Origin of the sequence: Paenarthrobacter sp. R1 (genome assembly GCF_030264015.1) — a bacterium.
Lineage (GTDB): Bacteria > Actinomycetota > Actinomycetes > Actinomycetales > Micrococcaceae > Arthrobacter > Arthrobacter ureafaciens.
This window is the reverse complement of the sequence record NZ_CP127115.1, coordinates 997,695-1,018,684: the sequence shown is the minus strand read 5'-3', so window position 1 is coordinate 1,018,684 and position 20,990 is coordinate 997,695. Positions and strand designations below refer to the sequence as shown.

The 20,990-nt window shown below is 63.8% G+C and carries 23 protein-coding genes; 10 read left to right on the top strand and 13 right to left on the bottom strand.

Features of this window, described 5'->3' with window-relative positions; translation table 11 throughout:
* The first annotated feature begins 15 nt into the window (after positions 1–15).
* A complete protein-coding gene (locus QN084_RS04910; RefSeq protein WP_069695789.1) occupies positions 16–969 on the top strand; it encodes an aldo/keto reductase in 954 nt (317 codons plus the stop codon).
* Between the two features lie 11 nt (positions 970–980).
* Here QN084_RS04910 and QN084_RS04905 read toward each other — a convergent pair whose 3' ends face one another.
* Genes QN084_RS04905 through QN084_RS04890 form a run of 4 tightly spaced genes read right to left on the bottom strand, consistent with a single transcriptional unit; the run spans position 981 to position 4,815 of the window.
* Positions 981–1,904 (bottom strand): TauD/TfdA dioxygenase family protein, encoded by a 924-nt coding sequence (locus tag QN084_RS04905; protein ID WP_021472357.1) that lies wholly within the window; start codon positions 1,902–1,904, stop codon positions 981–983.
* A 51-nt stretch (positions 1,905–1,955) separates the two neighbouring features.
* Positions 1,956–2,870, bottom strand: a complete 915-nt coding sequence (locus QN084_RS04900) for an ABC transporter permease (protein ID WP_062097535.1) — start codon at positions 2,868–2,870, stop codon at positions 1,956–1,958.
* Positions 2,870–3,757: an ABC transporter ATP-binding protein gene (locus QN084_RS04895; protein ID WP_062097533.1), complete on the bottom strand. Its 888-nt coding sequence runs from the start codon at positions 3,755–3,757 to the stop codon at positions 2,870–2,872. The genes QN084_RS04900 and QN084_RS04895 overlap by 1 nt, the downstream gene beginning before the upstream one ends.
* Before the next feature lie 2 nt (positions 3,758–3,759).
* Positions 3,760–4,815, bottom strand: a complete 1,056-nt coding sequence (locus QN084_RS04890) for an ABC transporter substrate-binding protein (RefSeq protein WP_069695788.1) — start codon at positions 4,813–4,815, stop codon at positions 3,760–3,762.
* 384 nt (positions 4,816–5,199) lie between these two features.
* Here QN084_RS04890 and QN084_RS04885 point away from each other — a divergent pair, with 384 nt between their 5' ends.
* From QN084_RS04885 to QN084_RS04865, 5 genes are all read left to right on the top strand, one after another.
* On the top strand, positions 5,200–6,063 hold the full coding sequence (locus QN084_RS04885) for an HpcH/HpaI aldolase/citrate lyase family protein (RefSeq protein WP_021472361.1): 864 nt from the start codon (positions 5,200–5,202) through the stop codon (positions 6,061–6,063).
* Between the two features lie 106 nt (positions 6,064–6,169).
* Positions 6,170–6,394, top strand: a complete 225-nt coding sequence (locus QN084_RS04880) for a DUF3188 domain-containing protein (RefSeq protein WP_031216538.1) — start codon at positions 6,170–6,172, stop codon at positions 6,392–6,394.
* Positions 6,395–6,454: 60 nt separating this feature from the next.
* Positions 6,455–6,916 (top strand): FAS1-like dehydratase domain-containing protein, encoded by a 462-nt coding sequence (locus QN084_RS04875; protein WP_021472363.1) that lies wholly within the window; start codon positions 6,455–6,457, stop codon positions 6,914–6,916.
* 2 nt (positions 6,917–6,918) lie between these two features.
* A complete protein-coding gene (locus QN084_RS04870; protein WP_069695787.1) occupies positions 6,919–7,356 on the top strand; it encodes a MaoC family dehydratase in 438 nt (145 codons plus the stop codon).
* A gap of 72 nt (positions 7,357–7,428) precedes the next feature.
* Positions 7,429–8,496: a UDP-N-acetylmuramate dehydrogenase gene (locus QN084_RS04865; RefSeq protein WP_021472365.1), complete on the top strand. Its 1,068-nt coding sequence runs from the start codon at positions 7,429–7,431 to the stop codon at positions 8,494–8,496.
* A 21-nt stretch (positions 8,497–8,517) separates the two neighbouring features.
* Here the strand turns inward: QN084_RS04865 and QN084_RS04860 are convergent, their stop codons facing one another.
* Entirely contained in the window at positions 8,518–8,997 is a 480-nt protein-coding gene (locus tag QN084_RS04860; RefSeq protein ID WP_021472366.1) for a hypothetical protein, read from the bottom strand.
* A gap of 79 nt (positions 8,998–9,076) precedes the next feature.
* Here QN084_RS04860 and QN084_RS04855 point away from each other — a divergent pair, with 79 nt between their 5' ends.
* A complete protein-coding gene (locus tag QN084_RS04855) occupies positions 9,077–10,210 on the top strand; it encodes a winged helix DNA-binding domain-containing protein (protein ID WP_069695786.1) in 1,134 nt (377 codons plus the stop codon).
* 89 nt (positions 10,211–10,299) lie between these two features.
* Here QN084_RS04855 and asd read toward each other — a convergent pair whose 3' ends face one another.
* From asd to QN084_RS04815, 8 genes are all read right to left on the bottom strand, one after another.
* A complete protein-coding gene (gene asd / locus QN084_RS04850) occupies positions 10,300–11,442 on the bottom strand; it encodes an aspartate-semialdehyde dehydrogenase (RefSeq protein ID WP_062097524.1) in 1,143 nt (380 codons plus the stop codon).
* A gap of 105 nt (positions 11,443–11,547) precedes the next feature.
* Complete coding sequence (locus QN084_RS04845; RefSeq protein WP_031216541.1) at positions 11,548–11,784, bottom strand: NF038396 family protein; 237 nt, start codon at positions 11,782–11,784, stop codon at positions 11,548–11,550.
* Positions 11,785–11,803: 19 nt separating this feature from the next.
* A complete protein-coding gene (locus QN084_RS04840) occupies positions 11,804–12,403 on the bottom strand; it encodes a dihydrofolate reductase (protein WP_069695785.1) in 600 nt (199 codons plus the stop codon).
* The gene (locus tag QN084_RS04835) at positions 12,400–13,203 is read right to left on the bottom strand and encodes a thymidylate synthase (protein WP_062097521.1); all 804 of its coding nucleotides are present in this window, start codon (positions 13,201–13,203) and stop codon (positions 12,400–12,402) included. Before QN084_RS04835 ends, QN084_RS04840 begins: the two co-directional genes overlap by 4 nt.
* A 12-nt stretch (positions 13,204–13,215) precedes the next feature.
* Positions 13,216–14,184, bottom strand: coding sequence for an NUDIX hydrolase (locus QN084_RS04830; RefSeq protein WP_021472374.1), 969 nt, complete (start codon positions 14,182–14,184; stop codon positions 13,216–13,218).
* An 8-nt stretch (positions 14,185–14,192) separates the two neighbouring features.
* Complete coding sequence (locus tag QN084_RS04825) at positions 14,193–16,442, bottom strand: RNA degradosome polyphosphate kinase (protein WP_285751140.1); 2,250 nt, start codon at positions 16,440–16,442, stop codon at positions 14,193–14,195.
* A 104-nt stretch (positions 16,443–16,546) separates the two neighbouring features.
* On the bottom strand, positions 16,547–17,518 hold the full coding sequence (mshD, locus tag QN084_RS04820) for a mycothiol synthase (RefSeq protein WP_021472376.1): 972 nt from the start codon (positions 17,516–17,518) through the stop codon (positions 16,547–16,549).
* 227 nt (positions 17,519–17,745) lie between these two features.
* Positions 17,746–18,444, bottom strand: a complete 699-nt coding sequence (locus tag QN084_RS04815; RefSeq protein WP_021472377.1) for a winged helix-turn-helix transcriptional regulator — start codon at positions 18,442–18,444, stop codon at positions 17,746–17,748.
* 260 nt (positions 18,445–18,704) lie between these two features.
* On the opposite strand from QN084_RS04815, the gene QN084_RS04810 reads away from it, so the two are divergent.
* The 3 genes from QN084_RS04810 to QN084_RS04800 all read left to right on the top strand — a co-directional run bounded on the left by QN084_RS04810 (position 18,705) and on the right by QN084_RS04800 (position 20,983).
* Positions 18,705–19,439: a hypothetical protein gene (locus QN084_RS04810; RefSeq protein WP_031216544.1), complete on the top strand. Its 735-nt coding sequence runs from the start codon at positions 18,705–18,707 to the stop codon at positions 19,437–19,439.
* 166 nt (positions 19,440–19,605) lie between these two features.
* Complete coding sequence (locus QN084_RS04805; RefSeq protein WP_021472380.1) at positions 19,606–20,205, top strand: nitrobindin family protein; 600 nt, start codon at positions 19,606–19,608, stop codon at positions 20,203–20,205.
* Positions 20,206–20,260: 55 nt separating this feature from the next.
* Positions 20,261–20,983 carry a flavodoxin family protein gene (locus QN084_RS04800; protein ID WP_069695784.1) on the top strand — a complete coding sequence of 241 codons (723 nt, stop codon included), beginning with the start codon at positions 20,261–20,263 and terminating at the stop codon, positions 20,981–20,983.
* Positions 20,984–20,990 lie beyond the last annotated feature (7 nt).

The following is a 20,990-nucleotide window of genomic DNA, read 5'->3' as shown; positions in this document are numbered from 1 at the left end:
CGCTGACACAACTACATGGATAACGTGAACGGGCGGGGACGCCTCATCTATGGCTGCATGGGACTCGGCGGGTCCTGGGATATCAACCACTACGGTGCTGCGGAAATCGACCAGGCCGCCGCGGTGATTGAATCGGCGCGGGGAATCGGCATCGGCTTGTTCGACCACGCTGATATCTACCGCCGGGGTAAGTCCGAAGCTGTTTTTGGGGAAGTCCTCGTCCGTTCCCCCGGTCTGCGGGAGAAGATCCGGTTGCAGACCAAATGCGGTATCAGGCTGGCAGAAGGAGGCCGGGACGGCCACTACGACCTCAGTCGCGAAGCCATCCTGGAACGGGTCAACGGGAGCCTGCAACGGCTCCAAACGGACTACGTGGACGTGCTGCTCCTGCACCGTCCGGATCCCCTCATGGACGCGCGCGAGGTGGCGGACGCCGTCGGGCAGTTAATGGCCGAAGGCAAGGTGCGGCACGTGGGTGTATCCAACATGTCCGGCGCCCAGATCGCGTACCTGCAGGACCGGCTGCAGACGCCCATCGTGGCGAACCAGCTGGAGATGAGCCTGCTGCGCCGGGACTGGCTGGAAAGCACGGTGCTGGTGAACCATCCCGAAGGGCGGGAGAACAGTTTTCCGCACGGGACGCTTGAGCTGTGCATGGACAGGGGCATCGAACTCCAGGCCTATGGTTCGTTGGCGCAGGGCCGGTATACGGGAGCGGGTGCCGACTCACCGGCAGAAGCTGCGGCGTCGGAGATGCTGGTCCGCCTGGCGGCGGAGAAGAACACTACTCCTGAATCAGTGCTGCTTGCGTGGCTCATGAAGCATCCGGCAAGGATTTCGCCGGTGGTGGGGACCACCAACCTTTCGCGGATCGGTGCATGTGCGGATGCCGTTGCCGTAGCCGGCAGCATGACCCGCGCCGAATGGTACGGGCTGTGGATCACGGCCCGCGGCTCGAACCTCCCCTAAAACAGCAGCCCCTAGGACAGCCCGGCCACCACGGAGTACGTGCTCGAGTCGCCTTGGATCGGCTGGCTCTGCCTGCCGTCCGTGCCCACCGGGATGTCCCCGGCAATGGTCACGCGGTTCAGTTTGCGGGGCTGCCCGTCGTAGTTGTCCGGTGCGTAGTGCTGGGTGATCCGGTTGTCGAACAACACCACTTGGTTGGGCTCCCAATTCACCCGGAACACGTTCTCCGGACGGGTGACGTAGGCCTGCAGGAGCCGGATGATGTCCTTCGATTCGGTGTTGGACAGACCCACGATCCGCAGACGCTGCGCGAAGCCCCCAATGAACAATCCGCGCTCGCCGGTCAAGGGGTGGACCCGAACCACCGGGTGGGCAGTCTCGAACTTCAGCCGCGTGAATTCCTTGCGGCGTTCCTCGGCGTTGGTGTGCTCCAGGTTCTTTGGAACGGAGTAGTCGTAGTCGTTGGTGTGGATGGCCCAGAGGGTGTCCGCGAAGTTCCGAAGTTCGTCCGGGAGGTCGCGGTAGGCTCCGGCGGAGGACGCGATCAGGGTCTCGCCGCCATAGGCCGGCAGGTCGATGCTGCGAAGGGTGGAGGCCTGGGGCGGGTTCACCACGAACGTGACGTCGGTGTGCCAGTTGTTCGCGGAGCCGTTCTCGCTGTCCACCGGAAGGACGTTCTCTTCACCCTCCACGGACGCCACGGTGGGGTGTGCCTTGGTGAGCGGACCGAAGTGGGAAGCGAACTTCACCTGGGCTTCGTCCGTCAGGATGTTCGCCTCACGGAAGACGAGCGCCTTGTGTTCGTTGAGGGCAGCACGGATCTGCGCCACGGTGTCCGCGCTCAGATCTCCGGAGATGTCCAGGCCCCGGATTTCGGCCCCGATTCGGGCTCCAAGCTTCCGGAACTCAAGTTTGGTTTCGGTAATGACGGTCATTTGTTTTCCTTACTTTCGATGTGGTGTGTGGCGGGTGCCACGATGGAAAAATCAGGAAGCGGCTGAACCCACGGCGGTGCGCCAGCGGGAGAAGTGCCGCTCCAAGGCGACCAGCAGGAAGTTCACGGCAAGCCCCAGCAGGGACACCGTGAGGATCCCGGCATACATGTCAGGGATGAGGAAGCTGCTTTGGGCGTTGACGATCAGGTACCCGAGGCCTGCCTTGGCGCCCACCATCTCGGCGGCGATCAGGACCAGGATGGAGGCCGTGCCTGCCATGCGGATGCCCGTGAAGATGGTGGGAACCGCGGAGGGCAGGATGACTTTCTGGAACAAGCGGAAGCTGCCCAACCCCAAGGAACGCGCGGCCCGGATAAGGAGTGGATCCACGGTTTTCACGCCGGCGATCGTGTTGAGCAGCACGGGGAAGAACGCGGCGTAGGCCACGATGCTGATCTTCGACTCTTCGCCGATGCCCAGCAGGAGAGTGAACACCGGGAGCAACGCCAAGGCAGCGGTGTTGCGGAACAGCTCCAGCAAGGGGTTGAGCACCGAATTCAGCCGCCCGTACCAGGCGATCAACAGCCCCAGCGCAACACCGGCCACCAACGCAGCACCGAAACCTGCAACAGACCTTGTGAGGCTCGCAGTGATGTGCCCTTGGATGGTTCCGGCCTCGAACAACCTGGCCCAGGCAGCCAGGACTTCGTGCAGCGGGGGAAGGAAGACCTTGGTGGACGGGCTGGCCAGGTACGTCGGGCCCAGCTCCCAGAGCGCCAGGAAGGCAAGGACGGCAGTGGACTTCCACACGACCGAACCGGCAGCGTTGGCGAGACGCCGCCCGGCCGATGGTTCCGGCGTCGTACGGGCTGCTGCAGGATGGGCCGCAGCGGAAGGCTCGACGGCGGCAGCCGGCCCGGGTGCGGACGTTGCCGTTTGTTGTTCTTGAGTGAGGGTGGTGGTCATCAGGCCGCACTCCTTTCAGTAGCAGTGGCGGGTTCGTCCGGTGCGCTGCCGTCGGGCAGGATCTTGCGGTGCCCGGCGTCCTGCGCTCGCCGGACCTCGTCGTGGAGCAGTGTCCAGACCTGGTGCCGGTGCTCAACGAACGCAGGGTTGGACCTGACGTCCTGGTCCCCGTCGCGGTCCGGGATAGTGATCTCCACGATTTCCTTGAGCCGGCCCGGACGGGCACTGAGCACGGCGACGCGTTGGCCCAGGTACACGGCCTCGTCGATTCCATGGGTAATGAACACGATGGTCTTGCCTGTTGCCTTCCAGATCCGCAGGAGTTCGTCCTGCAGCTGTTCACGGGTCTGGGCGTCCAACGCGGCGAACGGTTCGTCCATCAGCAGCACGTCCGGTTCGTAGGCAAGGCTCCGCGCAATCGCCACGCGTTGCTTCATCCCGCCGGAGAGCTCGTGCGGAAAACGGTCTTCGAAGCCGGCCAAGCCCACCAGGGCCAGGTATTCCTTGGCCTTGGCCGCCCGTTCGCGCCGGTTCAGCTTCCTGCCGTCCGGCCCGGGGCCTTCCAATCCGATGGAAACGTTCGCCGATGCTGTCCGCCATGGAAAGAGGGCGTATTGCTGGAACACCACTGCGCGGTCCTTGCCGGGTCCCGTCACGGGTTGGCCGTCCACCAGGACCTCGCCGGAGGTCGGGGTGGAGAGGCCCGCAAGCAGGTCCAGCAAAGTGGTCTTGCCCGAACCGCTGGGTCCCACCAACGTGAGGAACTCGCCGTCGCGGACGTCGAGGTTGAGCGAGTCGATGGCCGTGAGCCGTGTGGCCGGGCCACCCTTGCTTGCCCTGACGGTGAATTCCTTGCTGACGTTGCGCAAGCTGATTTTGGCTGTCATGGCTATCCCTTCTTCGCAGTGCTTGTAGTCGCAGTGTCCGCGGAGCCACCGGCGAGCCCGTTGTAGTCGTTGGTGTAGTACTTGGACGGCGTGAGATCGCCCTTCACGATTCCCGAAGAATTCAGCCAGGCTTCCCACTTGGTGAAGTCCGAATCCTTGATCACACCGGCGTCGGGAACACCGGGGCTCTTCCAGAACTTCAGGTTGGCCGTACTCTCGTTGCGGCCCCGGCCCTCGATGATCTTGGCGAACCGGGCTATGACCTCCTCACGTGGCGTTTCAGCTGCCCATTTGATGGCCTTGGCAACACCTGTGGTGAAGGTGCGTGTGGTGTCCGGATTCTTCTGGATGAAGTCGGTGCGGAAGACGATCTGGCCGCCGGCGAACGTGCCGAACAGTTCCACATCGCTGAACAGGGAGCGGAGGCCGCCTGCTTCGATGGCGCGGTCCTGAAGGACGCCGCCGAGCGTTCCAACGTCCACCTGCCCGCGGCGGATCGCTTCTTCCGTGTCATTTGGGGCCAAAGGCACCAATTGGACCTGCTTGATCTCGTCCTGGTTGAGTCCGTTCTTCGTCAGCCAGGTATTGATCACGGCCTCGTGGTGGGCTCCGAGGGTATTGACGGCCACCTTCTTTCCGATCAGGTCCTTGGGACCCTTGATGTCGCTGTCGGCTTTGACGTAGTACCCGCTGAAGGTTTTCTGGTCGGAGCCGTAGTAGTTGGTGACGGCCTTGACGGGGGAGCCCGCTTCGATGAGTTTGACCACCGCGCCGGAGAACGCGCCGCCGAAGTCCGTCTGGTTGGTGGCGGCGGACTGGATGTCCTGCGGGCCGCTGGTGGTGTTGCCCACCCAGTTGAGCTTGATGTCACCCAGATAGCCCAAGTCCGCTGCCAGTTCCGGGAAGGTCACGTTGTTCGCCGAACCTTGGTAGCGAAGTTCCTTGACTTGGGCGGACGGGTCGGCCGGACCGGCTTCGGCTGAACCGCCGCAGCCGGAGACCGTCAGGGCTAGTACGACGGCGGCCGCGACGCTCAGCAGGGGCAGTTGCAGTTTCATGGGAGCTACTTTCGGGAGTTGGTGTTCGGTGTTCGGGGGGCCGGAGGCTTCACCGGCTTGGGAACGATGTAAGCCCATGTGGCGGGTGGTAGGAAAGCGCGGCGGTAACCGCGGTAAACCCGGGGAAACAACAGGCAACGAGGCGAAATACCGGGCCTTGGGTGGCAACGAATGGACACATACTTCGCTGTGTTGATCCCTTTGACGGGAGTGTTCCGTCCGGTGACGAAGAACTATCCGGCGGGCCGCACTTGACTGGCGCGGACCGCCGTCGAACGCCCATACTGTGGGACCCCACAGTCATAACGGGTTTAGTTCGTATTGATCCTCACAAGCGGACTGATTTCTTCGTCGCCCGGGCCGCAGGACGGATACGGTAGATACATGACCTCTAGCATCGCCGCCGAATCAGTTCGGCCCACCCGTAACATCCCTGCCGATATCGCCCGTTCCTGGCTCCTCGTGAATGCCATGAAGACGGAACTTTTCGACGAATCCGCAGGCTCACGGGCAGATGCCATCATCCTCGACATTGAGGATGCCGTTGACCCCTCGCAGAAGGACACCGCCCGCGAGAACGTCGTCAACTGGTTGACTGCCGGCGGTCAGGCATGGGTCCGCATCAATGACGCCACCAGCCCTTTCTGGGCCGATGACCTCGCCGGGCTGCGCGGCACCCCGGGCTTGCTCGGTGTCATGCTGGCCAAGACGGAATCCGCCGACCAGGTGACCGAGTCTTTCCACCGGATGGACGGCAAGACCCCGGTCATTCCGCTGGTTGAGTCCGCCCTCGGCATCGAGGAAGCCAACCACATCGCCCGCGCCCAGGGTGCCTTCCGCCTGGCCTTCGGCTCCGGTGACTTCCGCCGCGACACCGGCATGGCAGCAACCCCGGAAGCCATGGCCTACCCGAGGGCCAAGCTCGTGGTGGCCAGCCGCGTCGGCAATCTTCCGGGTCCCATCGACGGTCCCACTGTGGGCACCAACCACCCCATCCTGCGCGAGCAAACCGGCATCACGGTCACCATGGGCATGACCGGCAAGCTCTGCCTGGCCATCGACCAGACCACGGTCATCAACGAGGTCATCAGCCCCACGCCGTCGGACGTCGCCTGGGCGACCGACTTCATGAACGATTTCGAGGCCAACGGCCGCGTCATCCGCGACGGCTCCGACCTGCCGCGCCTGGGCCGTGCCGAGAAGATCATGAAGCTCGCGGTCGCTTTCGGGGTCCAGCCTTCCCTCTAGGGGTATTTCTTCGCCGAGGGGTTGGATCCCGGCACTAACCGCGGGCTTTACTCGTGGGAACCAACCCTTCGGCGAAGCCCTGCAAGGCGCCCGGTAGACTTGGATGGTGCTGAACGAATTCTGGGCCAACGCCTCCACCGGGTACAAAGTGCTGGTTTTCAGCGCCATGGGACTCATTGCGGCAGGCGTCATCCTGTCCATCGCCGCAAACACCTCGGGCAACCAAGGACTCGCCATGGCATCCCTGGGCGTCATCGGCCTGGGCCTGGTACTCCACGTCACCGGACTCGTGATCCGCGGCCAGCAGATCCGCAAGAGCTACAAGAAATAGCCTTCTTCACAGGGTGGTGCCCACACCTGTCTCCGTGCGTCCGCCCGATAGGGTTGGACCATGAGTATCAATCCGGACCTGCAGGGCCGCAGCTACCCTGCCGCAGAGGTTTACGACGTCGGCCGTGAGAAAATCCGCGAGTTCGCCAAGGCAGTAAAGGCCACCCACCAGGCGCACTTCGACGTCGAAACGGCGCGGGCCCTGGGCCATCGCGACCTCGTGGCGCCTCCCACGTTTGCCATCATCATTGCCCAGCGTGCTGACGCGCAGCTGGTTGAGGATCCCGAAGCCGGGATCGATTTCTCCCGCGTTGTCCACGCAGACCAGCGCTTCACGCACCATCGCCCGATCGTCGCCGGGGACCGTCTGGTAGCCGAGCTGCACGTCGACGGCGTACGCGCCATGGGAGGCGGCGCCATGATCACCACGCGTTCGGAAATCTTTGCCCTGGCCGACGGTGACAGCCGTGAAAAGGTCGCAACCACCACCTCGTCCATCCTGGTCCGGGGAGAGGGACAGTAACCATGAGCCCCGTTTTCGCAGACCTGGCAGTCGGCCAGGAAATTGGCAACCGCACCATCGAAGTCACCCGCCAGGACCTGGTCAAATACGCAGGTGCTTCCGGAGACTTCAACCCCATCCATTGGAACGAGGCATTCGCCACGTCAGTGGAACTTCCCGGCGTCATCGCCCACGGCATGTTCACCATGGGTGCAGCGGTACAGCTGGTCAGCGACTGGGCAGGCGATCCCGCCGCCGTCGCTGACTACCAGACCCGCTTCACCAAGCCGGTGCTGGTGACCGACACCACGGGAACGGATGAGCCCGGAGCGGTCATCCAGGTGACCGGCGCGGTGGGTGCGCTCGACGCCGAGGCGGGTACCGCCCGCATTGACCTCACCGTGGTGGCCGCCGGCCAGAAGGTCCTCATGAAGTCGCAGGCAGTGGTCAAGCTCTCCTAGGTATTGCAGGGACCGGGTCTCTGCCGCGTGCTTGCGGCGGAGCCCCGGCCCAAACCCCGATAGGCTTGATGGGTGACCCAGACGCTGCTTTCCGAATTGACCACAGCTGCCGTGGGCGGCCCCGCCGGCACCTTTGTGGAGGCACGTACCGAGGCGGAAATCATCGACGCCGTCCGCTCGGCTGACGCCGCGGGGGAGAAGCTCCTCATCATCGGCGGCGGATCCAATCTATTGATCTCCGACGACGGCTACCCCGGTACAGTCCTCAAAATCTCTTCCGAGGGCTTCACAGTCAACGCCGAGGACAGCTGCGGGGGAGTCTCCGTGGTGGTCCAGGCAGGACACAACTGGGATGCCTTGGTTGAACACGCCGTGAAGCACGCCTGGTCCGGCCTGGAAGCGCTCTCCGGGATTCCCGGCGCAACGGGAGCCACCCCGGTCCAAAACGTAGGAGCCTACGGTGCTGATGTTTCGCAGACCATTGCTGCCGTACGAACGTGGGACCGGGAAAGCAACGCAGTCCGCACCTTCACCAACTCCGAGCTCACGTTCGGCTACCGTGACTCCATCCTGAAGCAGACCACTGTGGAGGGTTCGCCGCGGTTCGTGGTCCTCACGGTTGAATTCCAACTGCCGCTGGGCAGGATGAGCGCCCCCATCCGCTACGCCGAACTTGCTCGCGTGCTCGGGGTCGAGGTGGGCAAACGGGCGTATTCCAACGATGTCCGGCGGGAGGTGCTCAGGCTGCGTGCGTCCAAGGGCATGGTGCTGGACGCCGACGATCGCGACACCTACTCAACGGGTTCGTTCTTCACTAATCCGATCGTGTCCATGGAACAGGCCGAGGCGTTGCCTGCGGACGCCCCCAGGTACCCGGCAGGATCCGACGGGTTGGTGAAACTGTCCGCCGCCTGGTTGATTGACCGTGCAGGATTCGGCAAGGGCTACGGGCTGGAGGAGTCCAGTGTTTCCGGGGGCAGGGCATCGCTGTCCACCAAGCACACCTTGGCCATCACCAACCGTGGCTCCGCCTCGGCTGCGGACATGGCGGCCATTGCGCGCGAGGTGCGTTCCGGCGTCGTGGATCGCTTTGGGATTGAACTGCATCCCGAACCGCTGCTGATCGGCGTTTCGCTGTAGCTTCCGGCCCTGGTCAGCGCGTCAGCGCGTCCGGCGCTCCGCGATGGGCAGCACTTTGTTCAGCAGCAGGAACGTCAGCCCGCAGCTGACAGAACCCAGCAGGAAGATCTGGCTGAACGCGATGCTCTGCGGCGACGGTCCGCTGGGCAGGAAAAGGCCCGCGGTGGCAAAGCCCACCAATCCGAGCATCATCACTATGGATCCCAGCAGGAAACTGCGCACCTGTGCCGCTGCGGCCGGATAGAACCACGGCTCGGGCGCGTCGCCGTCCCGTGGTGAGACGGGCTGGAGGAGGGCTGCGACGCCGAGCAGCAGCGCGGCCAGGGCTGTTGCCACGATTCCGGCGAGCTGGATGCTTTGCATTGAGGGTGAAAGCCGTACTCCCGTGCCTACGGCAACGATCAGTCCGGCCACCAAACCGACGCCGCTGCAGCACCAGCCGGCGGCAGCCAACCGGCGGCTGAGTGGCCGCACCAGCGGAGCCAGATCACCAAAGAGCATGTAGCAATCCTAGGCAACGCGTCTGGTAGGCGGCTGGGAGGCAGGGCAATGTTCGCTGTGGTCGGCTTTAGGATGGAGCATGCCTATCGGGAAGCGGAGCCCCACACCTGCCGTGATCGGCCGTCTGCGGCTCGCCAACCAGGGTCTGTTGGGCGGGAAGCGTGCTTCTGTTCCCGAGGCCGTCCGGTGGATGACTGCCATGCAAGCCCAGGATCTGGGTCATGCGCTGTGGGCGGTTGGCCAGAGGGTGGCGGGACCGGGAGCCTCCGAGGTCCGGGCGGCGCTGGACGCCGGGACCGTGGTCCGGTCCTGGCCGATGCGCGGTACGTTGCATTTGGTGGCGCCGGAGGACCTGCGGTGGATGCTGGGAATCACCAGCGGGCGGCTCCTGCAGTCACTGCGGACCAGGCACCGTGAACTGAACATCACACCGGATGACATCAGTCATGCCCGCGACGTGGCTTTGGAGACCATTGCCACCCTGTCGAGGGACACTGAGGCAGCAGGCGTCAGCCGGGAGCAGCTATTCGCGGCGTTCGAGGAAGCGGGCCAGGTCACCAAAGCCCAACGGGGCATCCACCTCATAGCTTGTTTGTGCCAGGAGGCGTCACTGGTCCAGGGGCCCATGGCCGGAAGCAAAGGCAATGCGGGGGTGCAGCAGTTGTTTGTCCCTTTCGACCAGTGGATCAGGGACTCACGTGCCGTGGATCGCGAGCCCGGCATCGCCGAATGGTTCCTCCGCTACATCCACAGCCATGGCCCGGCCACTGTCCGCGACTTCGCGTGGTGGACCCAGGTGCCGCTCAGCGAGGCCCGGGCGGCGCTGAGCGCCGTCCAGAATCAATTGGTGGAGCTGCCGTTCGGGGATGCAAGCTACTGGATGTCGCAGGAGACGGCTGCAATGCTCGACGACGGCGTTCCCGGCGCCCGCTCGGTGCTGGCCCTCCCCGGGTTTGACGAATTCCTGCTCGGTTACCAGGACCGGAGCCTGGTGCTCGCTCCTGAGTATGCCGAACTTGTAGTGCCCGGCAAGAACGGGGTCTTCAAACGGATCATCGTTGCCGGGGGTGGCGTGGTGGGGACGTGGGCCAGGACGGGAACAGGGAAGTCAGCCGGAGTGGTCCCGGAACCGTTCACGGGAACACTTGGACCGTCTGCGGAACGGTCCTTCCTGGCGCAGGCCCGTGCCTACCTGAAGTTCATGGAGAGCTGACCCCGGGTACGCGCCGGTTCCCTTAAACGGAAAACCCGCCCTTCCCTCGCCGTGAAGCAAGGGAAAAGCGGGTTCCGGAACGGGAAAGCCTAGAGCTTGCCCGTCACGATGTTCAGCATGCGGCGCAGCGGTTCGGCCGCACCCCACAGGAGCTGGTCGCCCACGGTGAAGGCGCTGATGTATTCCGGGCCCATTTCGAGCTTGCGGATACGGCCAACCGGGATGTCCAGCGTGCCGGACGCTGCCACGGGGGTCAGCTCGGCCATGGAGGCTTCCTTGGTGTTGGGCACAACCTTGGCCCACTCGTTGTCCTTGGCCAGGAGGTTCTCGATCTCCGTGACGGACAGGTCCTCGCGGAGCTTGAGGGTCAGGGCCTGCGAGTGCGAACGCATCGCACCAATGCGGACACACAGCCCGTCCATGGCGATGTGCTCCTTGCCTGCGGTGCCCTTGCCGGTACCGAGGATCTTGTTGGTCTCGACGCCGGCCTTCCATTCTTCCTTGGACTGGCCGTTGCCGAGGTCGGCATCAATCCATGGAATCAGGGAGCCGGCCAGCGGGACACCGAACTGGGTGGCGTCAACGCCGGTGCGCTGGGTAGCCAGGACCTTGCGGTCGATCTCAAGGATGGCGGAAGCGGGGTCCTCGAGTTCGCTGCTGACCTCGTTGTTGAGCGTGCCGAACTGGTTCAGGAGCTCGCGCATGTGGCGGGCGCCGCCACCGGAAGCGGCCTGGTACGTCATGGACGTACCCCACTCCACGAGGTTGTTCTTGAACAGCCCGCCGAGGCCCATCAGCATGCAGGAAACCGTGCAGTTGCCGCCGATGAAGTCCTTCACGCCGCCGGAGAGCCCGGCATCGATGACGTCGCGGTTGATCGGATCCAGCACGATGATCGAATCGTCGTTCATGCGGAGGGTGGAGGCGGCGTCGATCCAGAGGCCGTCCCAGCCACGTCTGCGGAGTTCGCCGTGGACCTGCTTGGTGTAGTCGCCGCCCTGTGCGGTGACAATAATCGGCAGCTTGGCAAGCGTCTCAATATCGAACGCATCCTCGAGCTTGCCGGCCCCATCAGCGAACGACGGGGCGGCACCTCCTGCGTTCGAGGTGGAGAAAAATACCGGGTTGATGTTGGCGAAGTCGTTCTCTTCCTGCATGCGGTGCATCAGGACGGAGCCGACCATGCCACGCCAACCGACCAGTCCTACGGACGGATTAGCTGCTGTAGTCATTGAACCAGTCTAAACTTTCGACGCCGCCTGACGCTGTTGGTTACATCACCCGCACAACGTACGACGGCGGACCCAGGGACGGCGCCGGGCGGGCCGGCGGCGGTGCTAGCGTCCGGCGTCGTAATCCTGCAGGCCGTTACCCTCCGCGAGGGCAGCTTTGCGCGCGCGAAGGGCGAAGAACGCACCGAAGGCGAAGACCTGGGTCACCACCACCAGGACGATGATTCCGGCGATCTTGTTGCCGCCCAGGATCATGGTCAGCCCAACGATCGCTGACAGCAGCGCAAGGAGGGGCAACAGCATGTACCCCAGGACGAAGAGGGTTTCAGGTTTCTTGAGTATTGCCTGCATGATCCGGTTCCTAGCTTTCGGTCCGGCGCCACGACGTGAACCGGTATTTGGTGCCGTTTTTCGCCGTGTACCAATCCTCGTGAGGGGCTACGGAGTCGAACGTCCAGTCCTCGCCAAGTTCGGGGGCGAAGGTGTCGCCTTCGAGTTCGGCGTCAATGATGGTGATGACCGCAAGGTTGGCGATGCCCATCGATTGTTCGAAAATTTCCCCGCCGCCGATGATCCAGACCTTCTGGCCACCCGGCGCGAACTGGGACTCAAGCAGGGCTGCGTCCAGGGAGGAAACCACGACGGCGCCTTCCGCCCCGGGCGTCGAGGCCCAGTCCTGGTTGCGGGTCACCACGATGTTGGTGCGCCCGGGCAGCGGCCGGTACTTGTCCGGGAAGGACTCCCAGGTCTTCCGGCCCATGATCACGGGGTGCCCCGTTGTCAGTTGGCTGAAGTGCTTGAGGTCCTCGGGCAAGTGCCACGGCATACTGCCGTCCTTGCCGATGACGCCGGCTTTGGTCTGTGCCCAGATCATGCCGATCCCGGTCATGGATGCTGCAGTTTCCCGGGTGAAAATGAGGCCGGGAAGTTGCGCGTTGGTCTCTTCGGAGGGAGTGCTCATACGGCGATCGGTGCCTTGATAGTGGGGTGGTGGCGGTAGTCGACAACCTCGAAGTCCTCAAGGGTGTAGTCGAAGATGGAGTCGGGCTTGCGCAGGATCTTCAGCTGCGGGTAGGCGTACGGCTCCCGGCTGAGCTGCTCGGCCACCTGGTCCACGTGGTTGTCATAAACGTGGACGTCGCCGCCGGTCCAGATGAACTCGCCGGGTTCCAGATCTAGCTGCTGGGCCACCATTCGAGTGAGCAGCGCGTACGAAGCAATGTTGAAGGGCACTCCCAGGAAGGTGTCCGCCGAACGCTGGTACAGCTGGCAGGACAACTTGCCGTCAGCAACGTAGAACTGGAAGAACGCGTGGCACGGAGGCAGGGCCATGTCCTTGAGCTCGGAAACGTTCCATGCCGACACGATGTGCCTGCGGGAATCCGGGTTGTTGTGCAGGCTCTTCATGACCTCGGAAATCTGGTCAATGTGCCCGCCGTCGGGTGTAGGCCAACTGCGCCACTGGACGCCGTACACCGGTCCGAGCTCACCGTCGGCGTCTGCCCACTCATCCCAGATGGTGACGCCCTGGTCCTGCATCCACTTCACGTTGGAGTCTCCGCGAAGGAACCACAGGAGCTCCACTGCCACGGACTTGAAGTGCACCCTCTTGGTGGTGATCAGCGGGAAGCTTGTGGCCAGGTCGAAGCGCAACTGGCGCCCGAACACGCTCCGCGTCCCCGTCCCGGTGCGGTCCGATTTGTGCGTGCCATTGGCCATGACATCGCGCAGAAGGTCTTCATAAGGGGTGGGAATGCTCACGGATCAAGCTTACTAGTCGTCGAACGGCTTGAATTGCTCCACGGAGACCACCTTGCGCTCGCTGCCACGGGCCACATGGCAGACGATGACCTCCCCGGGCGAGAGGTACGGGTCCGCGCCGGGGAGCCTGCTGCGCAGATCATCGCCCATGTGTCGGCCCAATTGCTTGAGTACGGTCGGCAAGGCGGGACGGTGCGTGCACAGGGCCACGGGCACTTGCTTGTCGAACAGGGCCTCCACGGCGGCAGCCGTCTTCTTGGGCGAGCGTTCGTGGTTGTGCTCCGTCAGCGCCTCCACGAGCTTCACCTTGGCTTTGCTCGCTTTGGCATACGGGGCAATCGTTGCCACGCATCGCACCCATGGGCTGGTCACGACGCGCTGCGGCTTCCACCCCTGCAGGAGCCGTTGCACAGCCACTGCTTGCCGTTTCCCGGTGGCTGCCAAGGGGCGGTCGCCTTCGGCCTTGGTCCAGGAAGACCTCGGTTTGGCTTTGGCGTGCCGGACCAGGACCAATGGCCATGTGTCCAGTTCGCCCCTGGTATGGGCCTTCTCCAGATACTCCAAGGGCGCCACGTCAGAGGGGTTGCTCAGGTATTTGGCGGCCCTGTCCGGCGCGCACCACATGACGCTGTCCACCTCTTTGCCGTCGGGCCGGAGCTGCTCACCGTTGACCCGCATGGCCCAGTAGTGCACCACTTTGAGGCCAGCGTTGACGTGGTAATGAATGGGCGGCAAGGGGATTCCAAGCGTTGCCTCGAGCCCGATCTCTTCCCGGACCTCCCGGACCGCACACTCGGGAACCGTCTCGCCGTCGTCGATCTTGCCCTTGGGCCAGGACCAATCGTCGTACCGCGGCCGGTGGATGAGCAGCACCTCCAAGGCGCCTTTCTTGATACGCCACGGGATCGCGCCAGCCGCGACGACGGCCACGGGTTCCCCCGGGTGGTCGGTCTGGTCGGCCACAGGTGTGTCGCTGTTCAAGTTGTTCCTTACCGCCGTGCTGCTGCCCGCTGGCGGGAGCGGGAGGCCAAGAGCCAGGACTGCATATCCAGGAGGGGCTCGCCCTTCTCATCAAGGTGATGCCGGGTCCAATGACCTTCATTATCCAAGTGCCAACTGGCGGTGGAGTCGTCCATGTAGCGGCGCATCAAGTCAAGGACCGTGTTCACGTCCTCCCGGCTGGCCAACTGGACCAGTGCCTCAACCCGGCGGTCCAGGTTGCGGTGCATCATGTCGGCAGAGCCGATGTACACCACGGGTTCTCCACCGTTGGCGAAGGCGAACACCCGGGAGTGCTCAAGGAACCGTCCCAGGATGGAGCGCACCGTGATGTTTTCGCTGAGGCCGGGCACACCCGGCCGCAGGGAGCAGATGCCGCGCACCACGACGTCCACCTTCACTCCGGCCTGGGATGCGCGGTACAGGGCATCGATGATGGCTTCGTCCACCATCGAGTTGACCTTGATCTGGACACGTGCGGCCACACCGTTGCGCGCATTGCGGATTTCTGTTTCGATCCGGTCAATCAGTCCTGAACGCACTGAGCGCGGCGCAACGAGCAGCCGCTTGAACGTGGACTTGGGGGCGTATCCGGAGAGCTGGTTGAACAGCTTGGAGAGGTCCTCGCCCACTTGTTCGTTTGAGGTCAGCAGGCCGAGGTCCTCGTAGTAGCGCGCCGTCCTGGGATGGTAGTTGCCGGTACCGATGTGGCAGTACCTGCGGAGGCCGTCCACTTCCTGCCGCACCACCAGTGACAGCTTGCAGTGGGTCTTCAGGCCCACGATGCCGTACACCACGTGGACGCCGGCCTGCTCCAGCTTGCGGGCCCAGGAGATGTTGGCCTGTTCGTCGAAGCGGGCCTTGATCTCCACCAGGGCCAGGACCTGCTTGCCCGCTTCGGCGGCGTCGATCAAGGCATCCACGATCGGGGAATCGCCGGAGGTGCGGTACAGCGTCTGCTTGATCGCCTGGACCTTCGGGTCCGCGGCGGCTTGCTCGAGGAAGGCCTGGACCGAGGTGGAGAAGGAGTCGTACGGGTGGTGGAGCAGGATGTCCCGCCGCCTCATGGCAGCAAAGACGTTGGCCGCCTTGGACGTCTCCGATTCGTTGAGGTACCGCGAGGTGTGCGGCACGTGCTTGGGGTAGTGCAGATCCGGGCGGTCAATGCCAGCGATGACGGAAAGCCCGCGAAGGTCCAGCGGAGCGGGTACCGAGTAGACCTCGGACTCGTCCACGCCAAGCTCGCGGACCAGCAAGGCCCTGACGTTCGGGTTGATATCGGTGGTGACTTCCAACCGGACGGGCGGACCGAACCGGCGGCGCAGGAGTTCCTTCTCCAGCGCCTGCAGGAGGTTCTCGGCGTCGTCCTCTTCCACCTCGACGTCCTCGTTGCGGGTGACGCGGAAGGTGTGGTGCTCCAAAACTTCCATGCCCGGGAAGAGCGTGTCCAAGTGGACGGCGATCAGTTCTTCGAGGGCGATGAACCGGGCCACCCTGCCCGAGATGGCGCCGGCGCGGGGACCATCCACGGAGATCAGCCGCGGCAGCTGGTCCGGAACCTTCACGCGGGCGAACAGCTCTTTGTCGCTGATCGGGTTGCTGACGATCACCGCCAGGTTCAGGGACAGGCCGGAGATGTAGGGGAACGGGTGCGCCGGGTCCACTGCGAGCGGCGTGAGGATGGGGAAGACCTTCTCCTGGAACAGGGCGCTGAGGCGGTGGCGCGCCTCCTCGTCGAGTTCGTTCCAGTGCATGACGTGGATGTGCTCGAAGGCCAAAGCCGGACGGATCTGCTCGGCAAATACCCGGGCATGCCGTTCCTGCAGTTTGTGGGCTTCCTCGCCGATCTGTTCCAGTACCTCAATCGGGCTCAACCCGGCAGGGGAGGGGACGGCCAGGCCGGTGGCGATACGGCGCTTGAGGCCGGCCACCCGGACCATGAAGAACTCGTCAAGGTTGGAAGCAAAAATGGAGAGGAAGTTGACGCGCTCCAGGAGGTAAAGATCGGGATCCTCAGCCAACTCCAGAACGCGGGAGTTGAAAGCCAGCCAGCTGAGCTCGCGGTCCAGGAACCGGTCCGGCGAAATATCACCCTCCGGTTCCAGGTTGGGCGCAAACTCGGGGATGTCTATCCGGTCCTGCGTGGCCCGGGACGCGGGCACCTCGGATGAGCCGAAGCGCGCGGGCAGCGTTGCGCCCTTGGAGGTAGGTCCGGCGGTACCGACGGGGTCCGGCTGCATGGGTTTCTCCTAAGCTCAGGACTGGGTTTCCTCCCACATTACAAGCAATTGGGCGACCCGATTCCAAGATGTCCATGCCCGGTCCCGTGTCCGGACCGCACAGGCTAATTACCGGGCAAAGGCCCGTACATGACGTCGGTGTCCCACCGGACGAAGCCAAGTTTCCGGTAGAGGGCCACAGCGGCCTCATTGTCAGCGTCGACGTACAGCATGACAGCGTGGAGGCCCTTCTCCTGCAGGTGCCGGATGCCGGCTACGGTCAGGGCCTTGCCCAAGCCCGAACCCTGCGCGTCCGGCGTCACCCCCACCACGTACACTTCGCCGATGGCCGGATGGGGACCTTGCTTCGGGTGCACCTTGGTCCAGTGGTAACCCAGCAACGTGCCGTCGGCGTCGACCGCCAGGAGGAAGCCTTCGGGATCGAACCAGGCCTCTTCCTCCCTGGCCTTCAGATCGGCCAGGGTCATGGAGCCCTGCTCCGGGTGGTGGGCGAAGGCGGCCCGGTTGGCGGCCAGCCAGGCTTGCTCGTCCTGGCCCGGCACAAAGGCGCGCAGGGTGACGCCGGGCGGCAGGGCGGCGTCGGGCAGCGAAGACGAAGATGACATCAAGCGCATCTTCCGCAGTTCGCGGACCGGACCGTAGCCAAACCGGGAGGCAAGTTCGGCAGCGGCCTCATGGTTGCCATGCGACCAAGCCGTCAACCCGTCGAATCCACGCTTCTCCTGCAAGGCAGCCAACAACCGTCCCGCGACGCCGCGGTTGCGGTAGCTAGGGTGGACGGCCAGTTCCAGCACTCCGGTACCGTCCGGCGATTCAATGACGACGGCGATCCCGGCCAGGTCTTCGGCGGTGGCAGGGTCCGAGTCCTCGTCGGGGGCGTAGAGCGCCAGGGACAGCACCCGGTGTGCACCGCCGTCGGAGCCGCGCAGTGTCACCAGCGTCTGTTCGGAGAGCGGCGGATTTCCATCCGACTCGGCAGCAGCAGCACCCAAGGTGCTGAAATCCTTGAACAGCTCGGCATCCAAAGCGCCGTCAACGAACAGTACAGGCCAGTTCTCAGGGTGCGCGTGACTCATGATGCAAGGCTATACGCCAAGGCGGGACCGTGCGATTTGAAGTGTCCGCCAATCGGGGGTAGCTTAGGTAACTCGTTCGGCTTTGAAAGCCGGATACGAGGGGGATCCACCAGTGGGGTGGCTTCGATACGTTCGACCCGTATGTCCTCCACAACAGCACACAGAGAGGGCCGGGAATCAGCTGATTCCCGGCCCTCTCTGCTATGCATTTATGTTTCCTTGGAGCCCTACGCTTCCGACAGCTCGTCATCCGGAAGCCGCACCAGGGTCAACCGGTAGCCCACGTTGCGGACCGTGCTGATGAGGTTCTCGTGGTCCACTCCCAATTTCGCCCGGAGACGACGGATGTGGACGTCCACGGTCCGCGTTCCGCCGTAGTAGTCGTAACCCCAGACCTCGGTCAGCAGCTGCTGGCGGGTAAAAACGCGTCCCGGGTGCTGCGCCAGGTACTTGAGGAGTTCGAATTCCTTGAAGGTCAGGTTCAGTGGCTGGCCGCCTACGCGGGCCGTGTAACTCGCTTCATCAATGACGACGCCGGCTGCGCGGATCTCCGTTTGGGTTTCCTCTTCGCCCGGTACAGCGCGCGCCATGGCCAAGCGGATACGGGCCTCCACCTCGGCCGGGCCGGCAGAATCCAGGACGATGTCATCCACCGACCATGCCGAGGACACGGCAGCCATGCCGCCCTCCGTGAGGATCAGCATCAGGGGAGCGCTCAGTCCGGTTGCCTTCAGCAACTGGGTCAGGGAACGTGCGCCTACAAGGTCCTTGCGGGCGTCGAGGAACACGATGTCCGTGGGGTCCGTCTCCAACAAGGCTGTAGGTTCTGCCGGGAGGATGTGCACGCGGTGGTTCAGCAACTCCAAGGCAGGCAGGATGTCCACCGAAGATCCGGTGCTGTTCGTCAGGAGCAGGATGTGCGACATAGTTCCTCCAATGGGCTGTGCGCGCATCATCGGGCGTCGAAACCGGAGTTTCACCGGCCGGTCACGGCGGCAAGACCGCCCTGGCCGTTGTAACGGGGTCAGGGCAAATCAGTGCGCCGTTGAAGTCTGAGTATACCCACCGGCGCCTTTCCAGTCAGGGATTCGTGACGGCCGGAAGCGGGAATTACGACATAAAGGGCCGCCATAAGGCAGGATTGTCGAGAGGTCGTAAGACGCATCGAATTGAGGTCGGGCACACAGTGAAGTCTTGGAGCATCGGGGTATTCGGACTCGTGGCGCTCGCAGCCATCGTGGCCAGCACCTTCGTATCCCGGGAAGCCATGGTGGGCGTCGGCGTCGCCGCGTCGGCCGTTGTGGGGTTCGGCTGGCCGCATTTCCTGGCCGTGCCCGCCAAGAAAACGCTGGCGGCGGTCATCGGCTTGGCCGGTGCAGGCTCGGCCGTCACCGCCGCCTACCTTCCCGCCCCGGGTTTCCTTGACGGCACACCGGCTTTCATCGCCTTGGGCGTCATGGCGGTTTTCATCATCCAGCTCGTCAGGGGGACAGGGCAGGCCCAACGCCTTGAGTCCACCCTGGGCTGCAGCGCGGGTGTGCTGCTCAACTGCCTTGGTGCGGGGTGGATCGCCGGAGCAAGGTTCAACGGCGTCAAGGAGATGGTCCTTGTGGCCGGGCTCTCCGCCGCCGTGGCGTTGCTGGTGGGGATCATCAGGTGGCCGGACCGCATCGTCGCACCCCTGGGCATCGTCATGGCCGGACTCATGGCACCCCTGGCCGGCCTGGTTTTCTCGGATATCGCGGTACTACCTGCTGCTTTGGTGGGCGTGGCGACGGGCTCGGTGCTGGTCTGCTTCCGGCGAATGGTCACGCTTCGGCGCGGACGCCTGACTCTGCCGGCGGCGCTGGGCATGGGCGTTGCGCCCGTGTGGGCGATCGGAACCCTGGCGTACTTCATAGACAAACTACTCATCTACTAACGGTTAGGATGGCATCATGTCTGTTCTCGCATTTGAAATCTTCTTCCTTGTCCTCCTCGGCATTGCCAGCATCGCCATGGCCTGGTTCGCTGGTTTCGTCGTTTACCGTCTTTTCAAGGGCCAGAAGTAGCCTGTCCCTCCCTGCAGTCCAACTGAGGTAGTCGTTGTGCCTATTGAGATCCCGACCGACCTGACCCCTGAACTTGTTCCCCTTTCCTGGCTCATTGGCGAGTGGGAAGGACGCGGCCGCCTTGGCACCGGGGACGAGGACTCGGAGCATTTCGTCCAGCACGTATCCTTCACCCACAACGGGCTGCCCTACCTGCAGTACCGGGCTGAGAGCTGGATCAGCGATGACGCGGGCGCAAAGTTGCGCCCGCTGACCGTGGAGACCGGCTTTTGGGCTTTGGAACGCAAGCTCCAGGAGGGCGACGGCGGTCCCGGGCTGATTCCCGCGGACATCGTGCCCGTGCTCAAGACCGCTGACGATGTTGAAGAACGCCGCAACAAGGACGGCGGGTTCGATCTCGCCGTCTCCATTTCGCACCCCGGTGGAATTACCGAGTTGTACTACGGCCAAATCAAAGGGCCGCAGATCCAGCTCACCACCGACATGGTGATGCGCGGCGGCCACTCCAAGGAATACACGGCGGCAACCCGCATTTTCGGCCTCGTTGACGGCAACCTCCTCTGGCGCTGGGATGTAGCTGCCAACGGAAAAGCCCTTGAAGCCCACGCCTCGGCATTCCTCCATAAGGTGTCCTGACGCCGGCGCGAGCCTTCACTGAACGTTCCATCAGCACAAGCAAAAGGAGCAGTTAGTGAACAGCAGCCTCAAGCCCAGTGGCTACGAGGGCCTCAAAGCCGTGTTCTTCAACGGAACCTTGAAGCCCTCGCCGCAGGTCAGCAATACCGACGGCCTGATCCGGATCAGCCGGGACATCATGGAGAAGCAGGGCGTTGCCACTCAGCTCATCCGCACCGTGGACCACGACATCGCCAGCGGTGTCTACCCGGACATGCGCGAACACGGTTGGGAGCACGACGAATGGCCGGAGATCTATCCGGCGGTCGCCGAGGCAGACATCGTCGTGGTGGCGGGCCCCATCTGGCTTGGCGACAACTCGTCCCAGACCAAGAAGCTGATCGAGCGGCTCTACGCACACTCGGGCCAGCTCAACGGCAAGGGACAGTGGGCGTTCTACCCCAAGGTGGGCGGCTGCCTCATTACCGGCAACGAGGACGGCATCAAGCATTGCTCCATGAACGTCCTGTACAGCCTCCAACACATCGGCTTTACCATCCCGCCGCAAGCTGACGCGGGCTGGATCGGACCGGTGGGGCCGGGGCCCAGCTATCTGGATGAAGGGTCCGGCGGGCCGGAGAGTGATTTCACCAACAGGAACACCACCTTCATGACGTGGAACCTACTCCACATGGCCAAACTGTTGAGGGACGCCGGAGGTATTCCTGCCTATGGCAATCTTCCGGAAGAGTGGAAGGCCGGCACCCGCTTTGACTTCGAGAACCCCGAATATCGATGACCGGCAT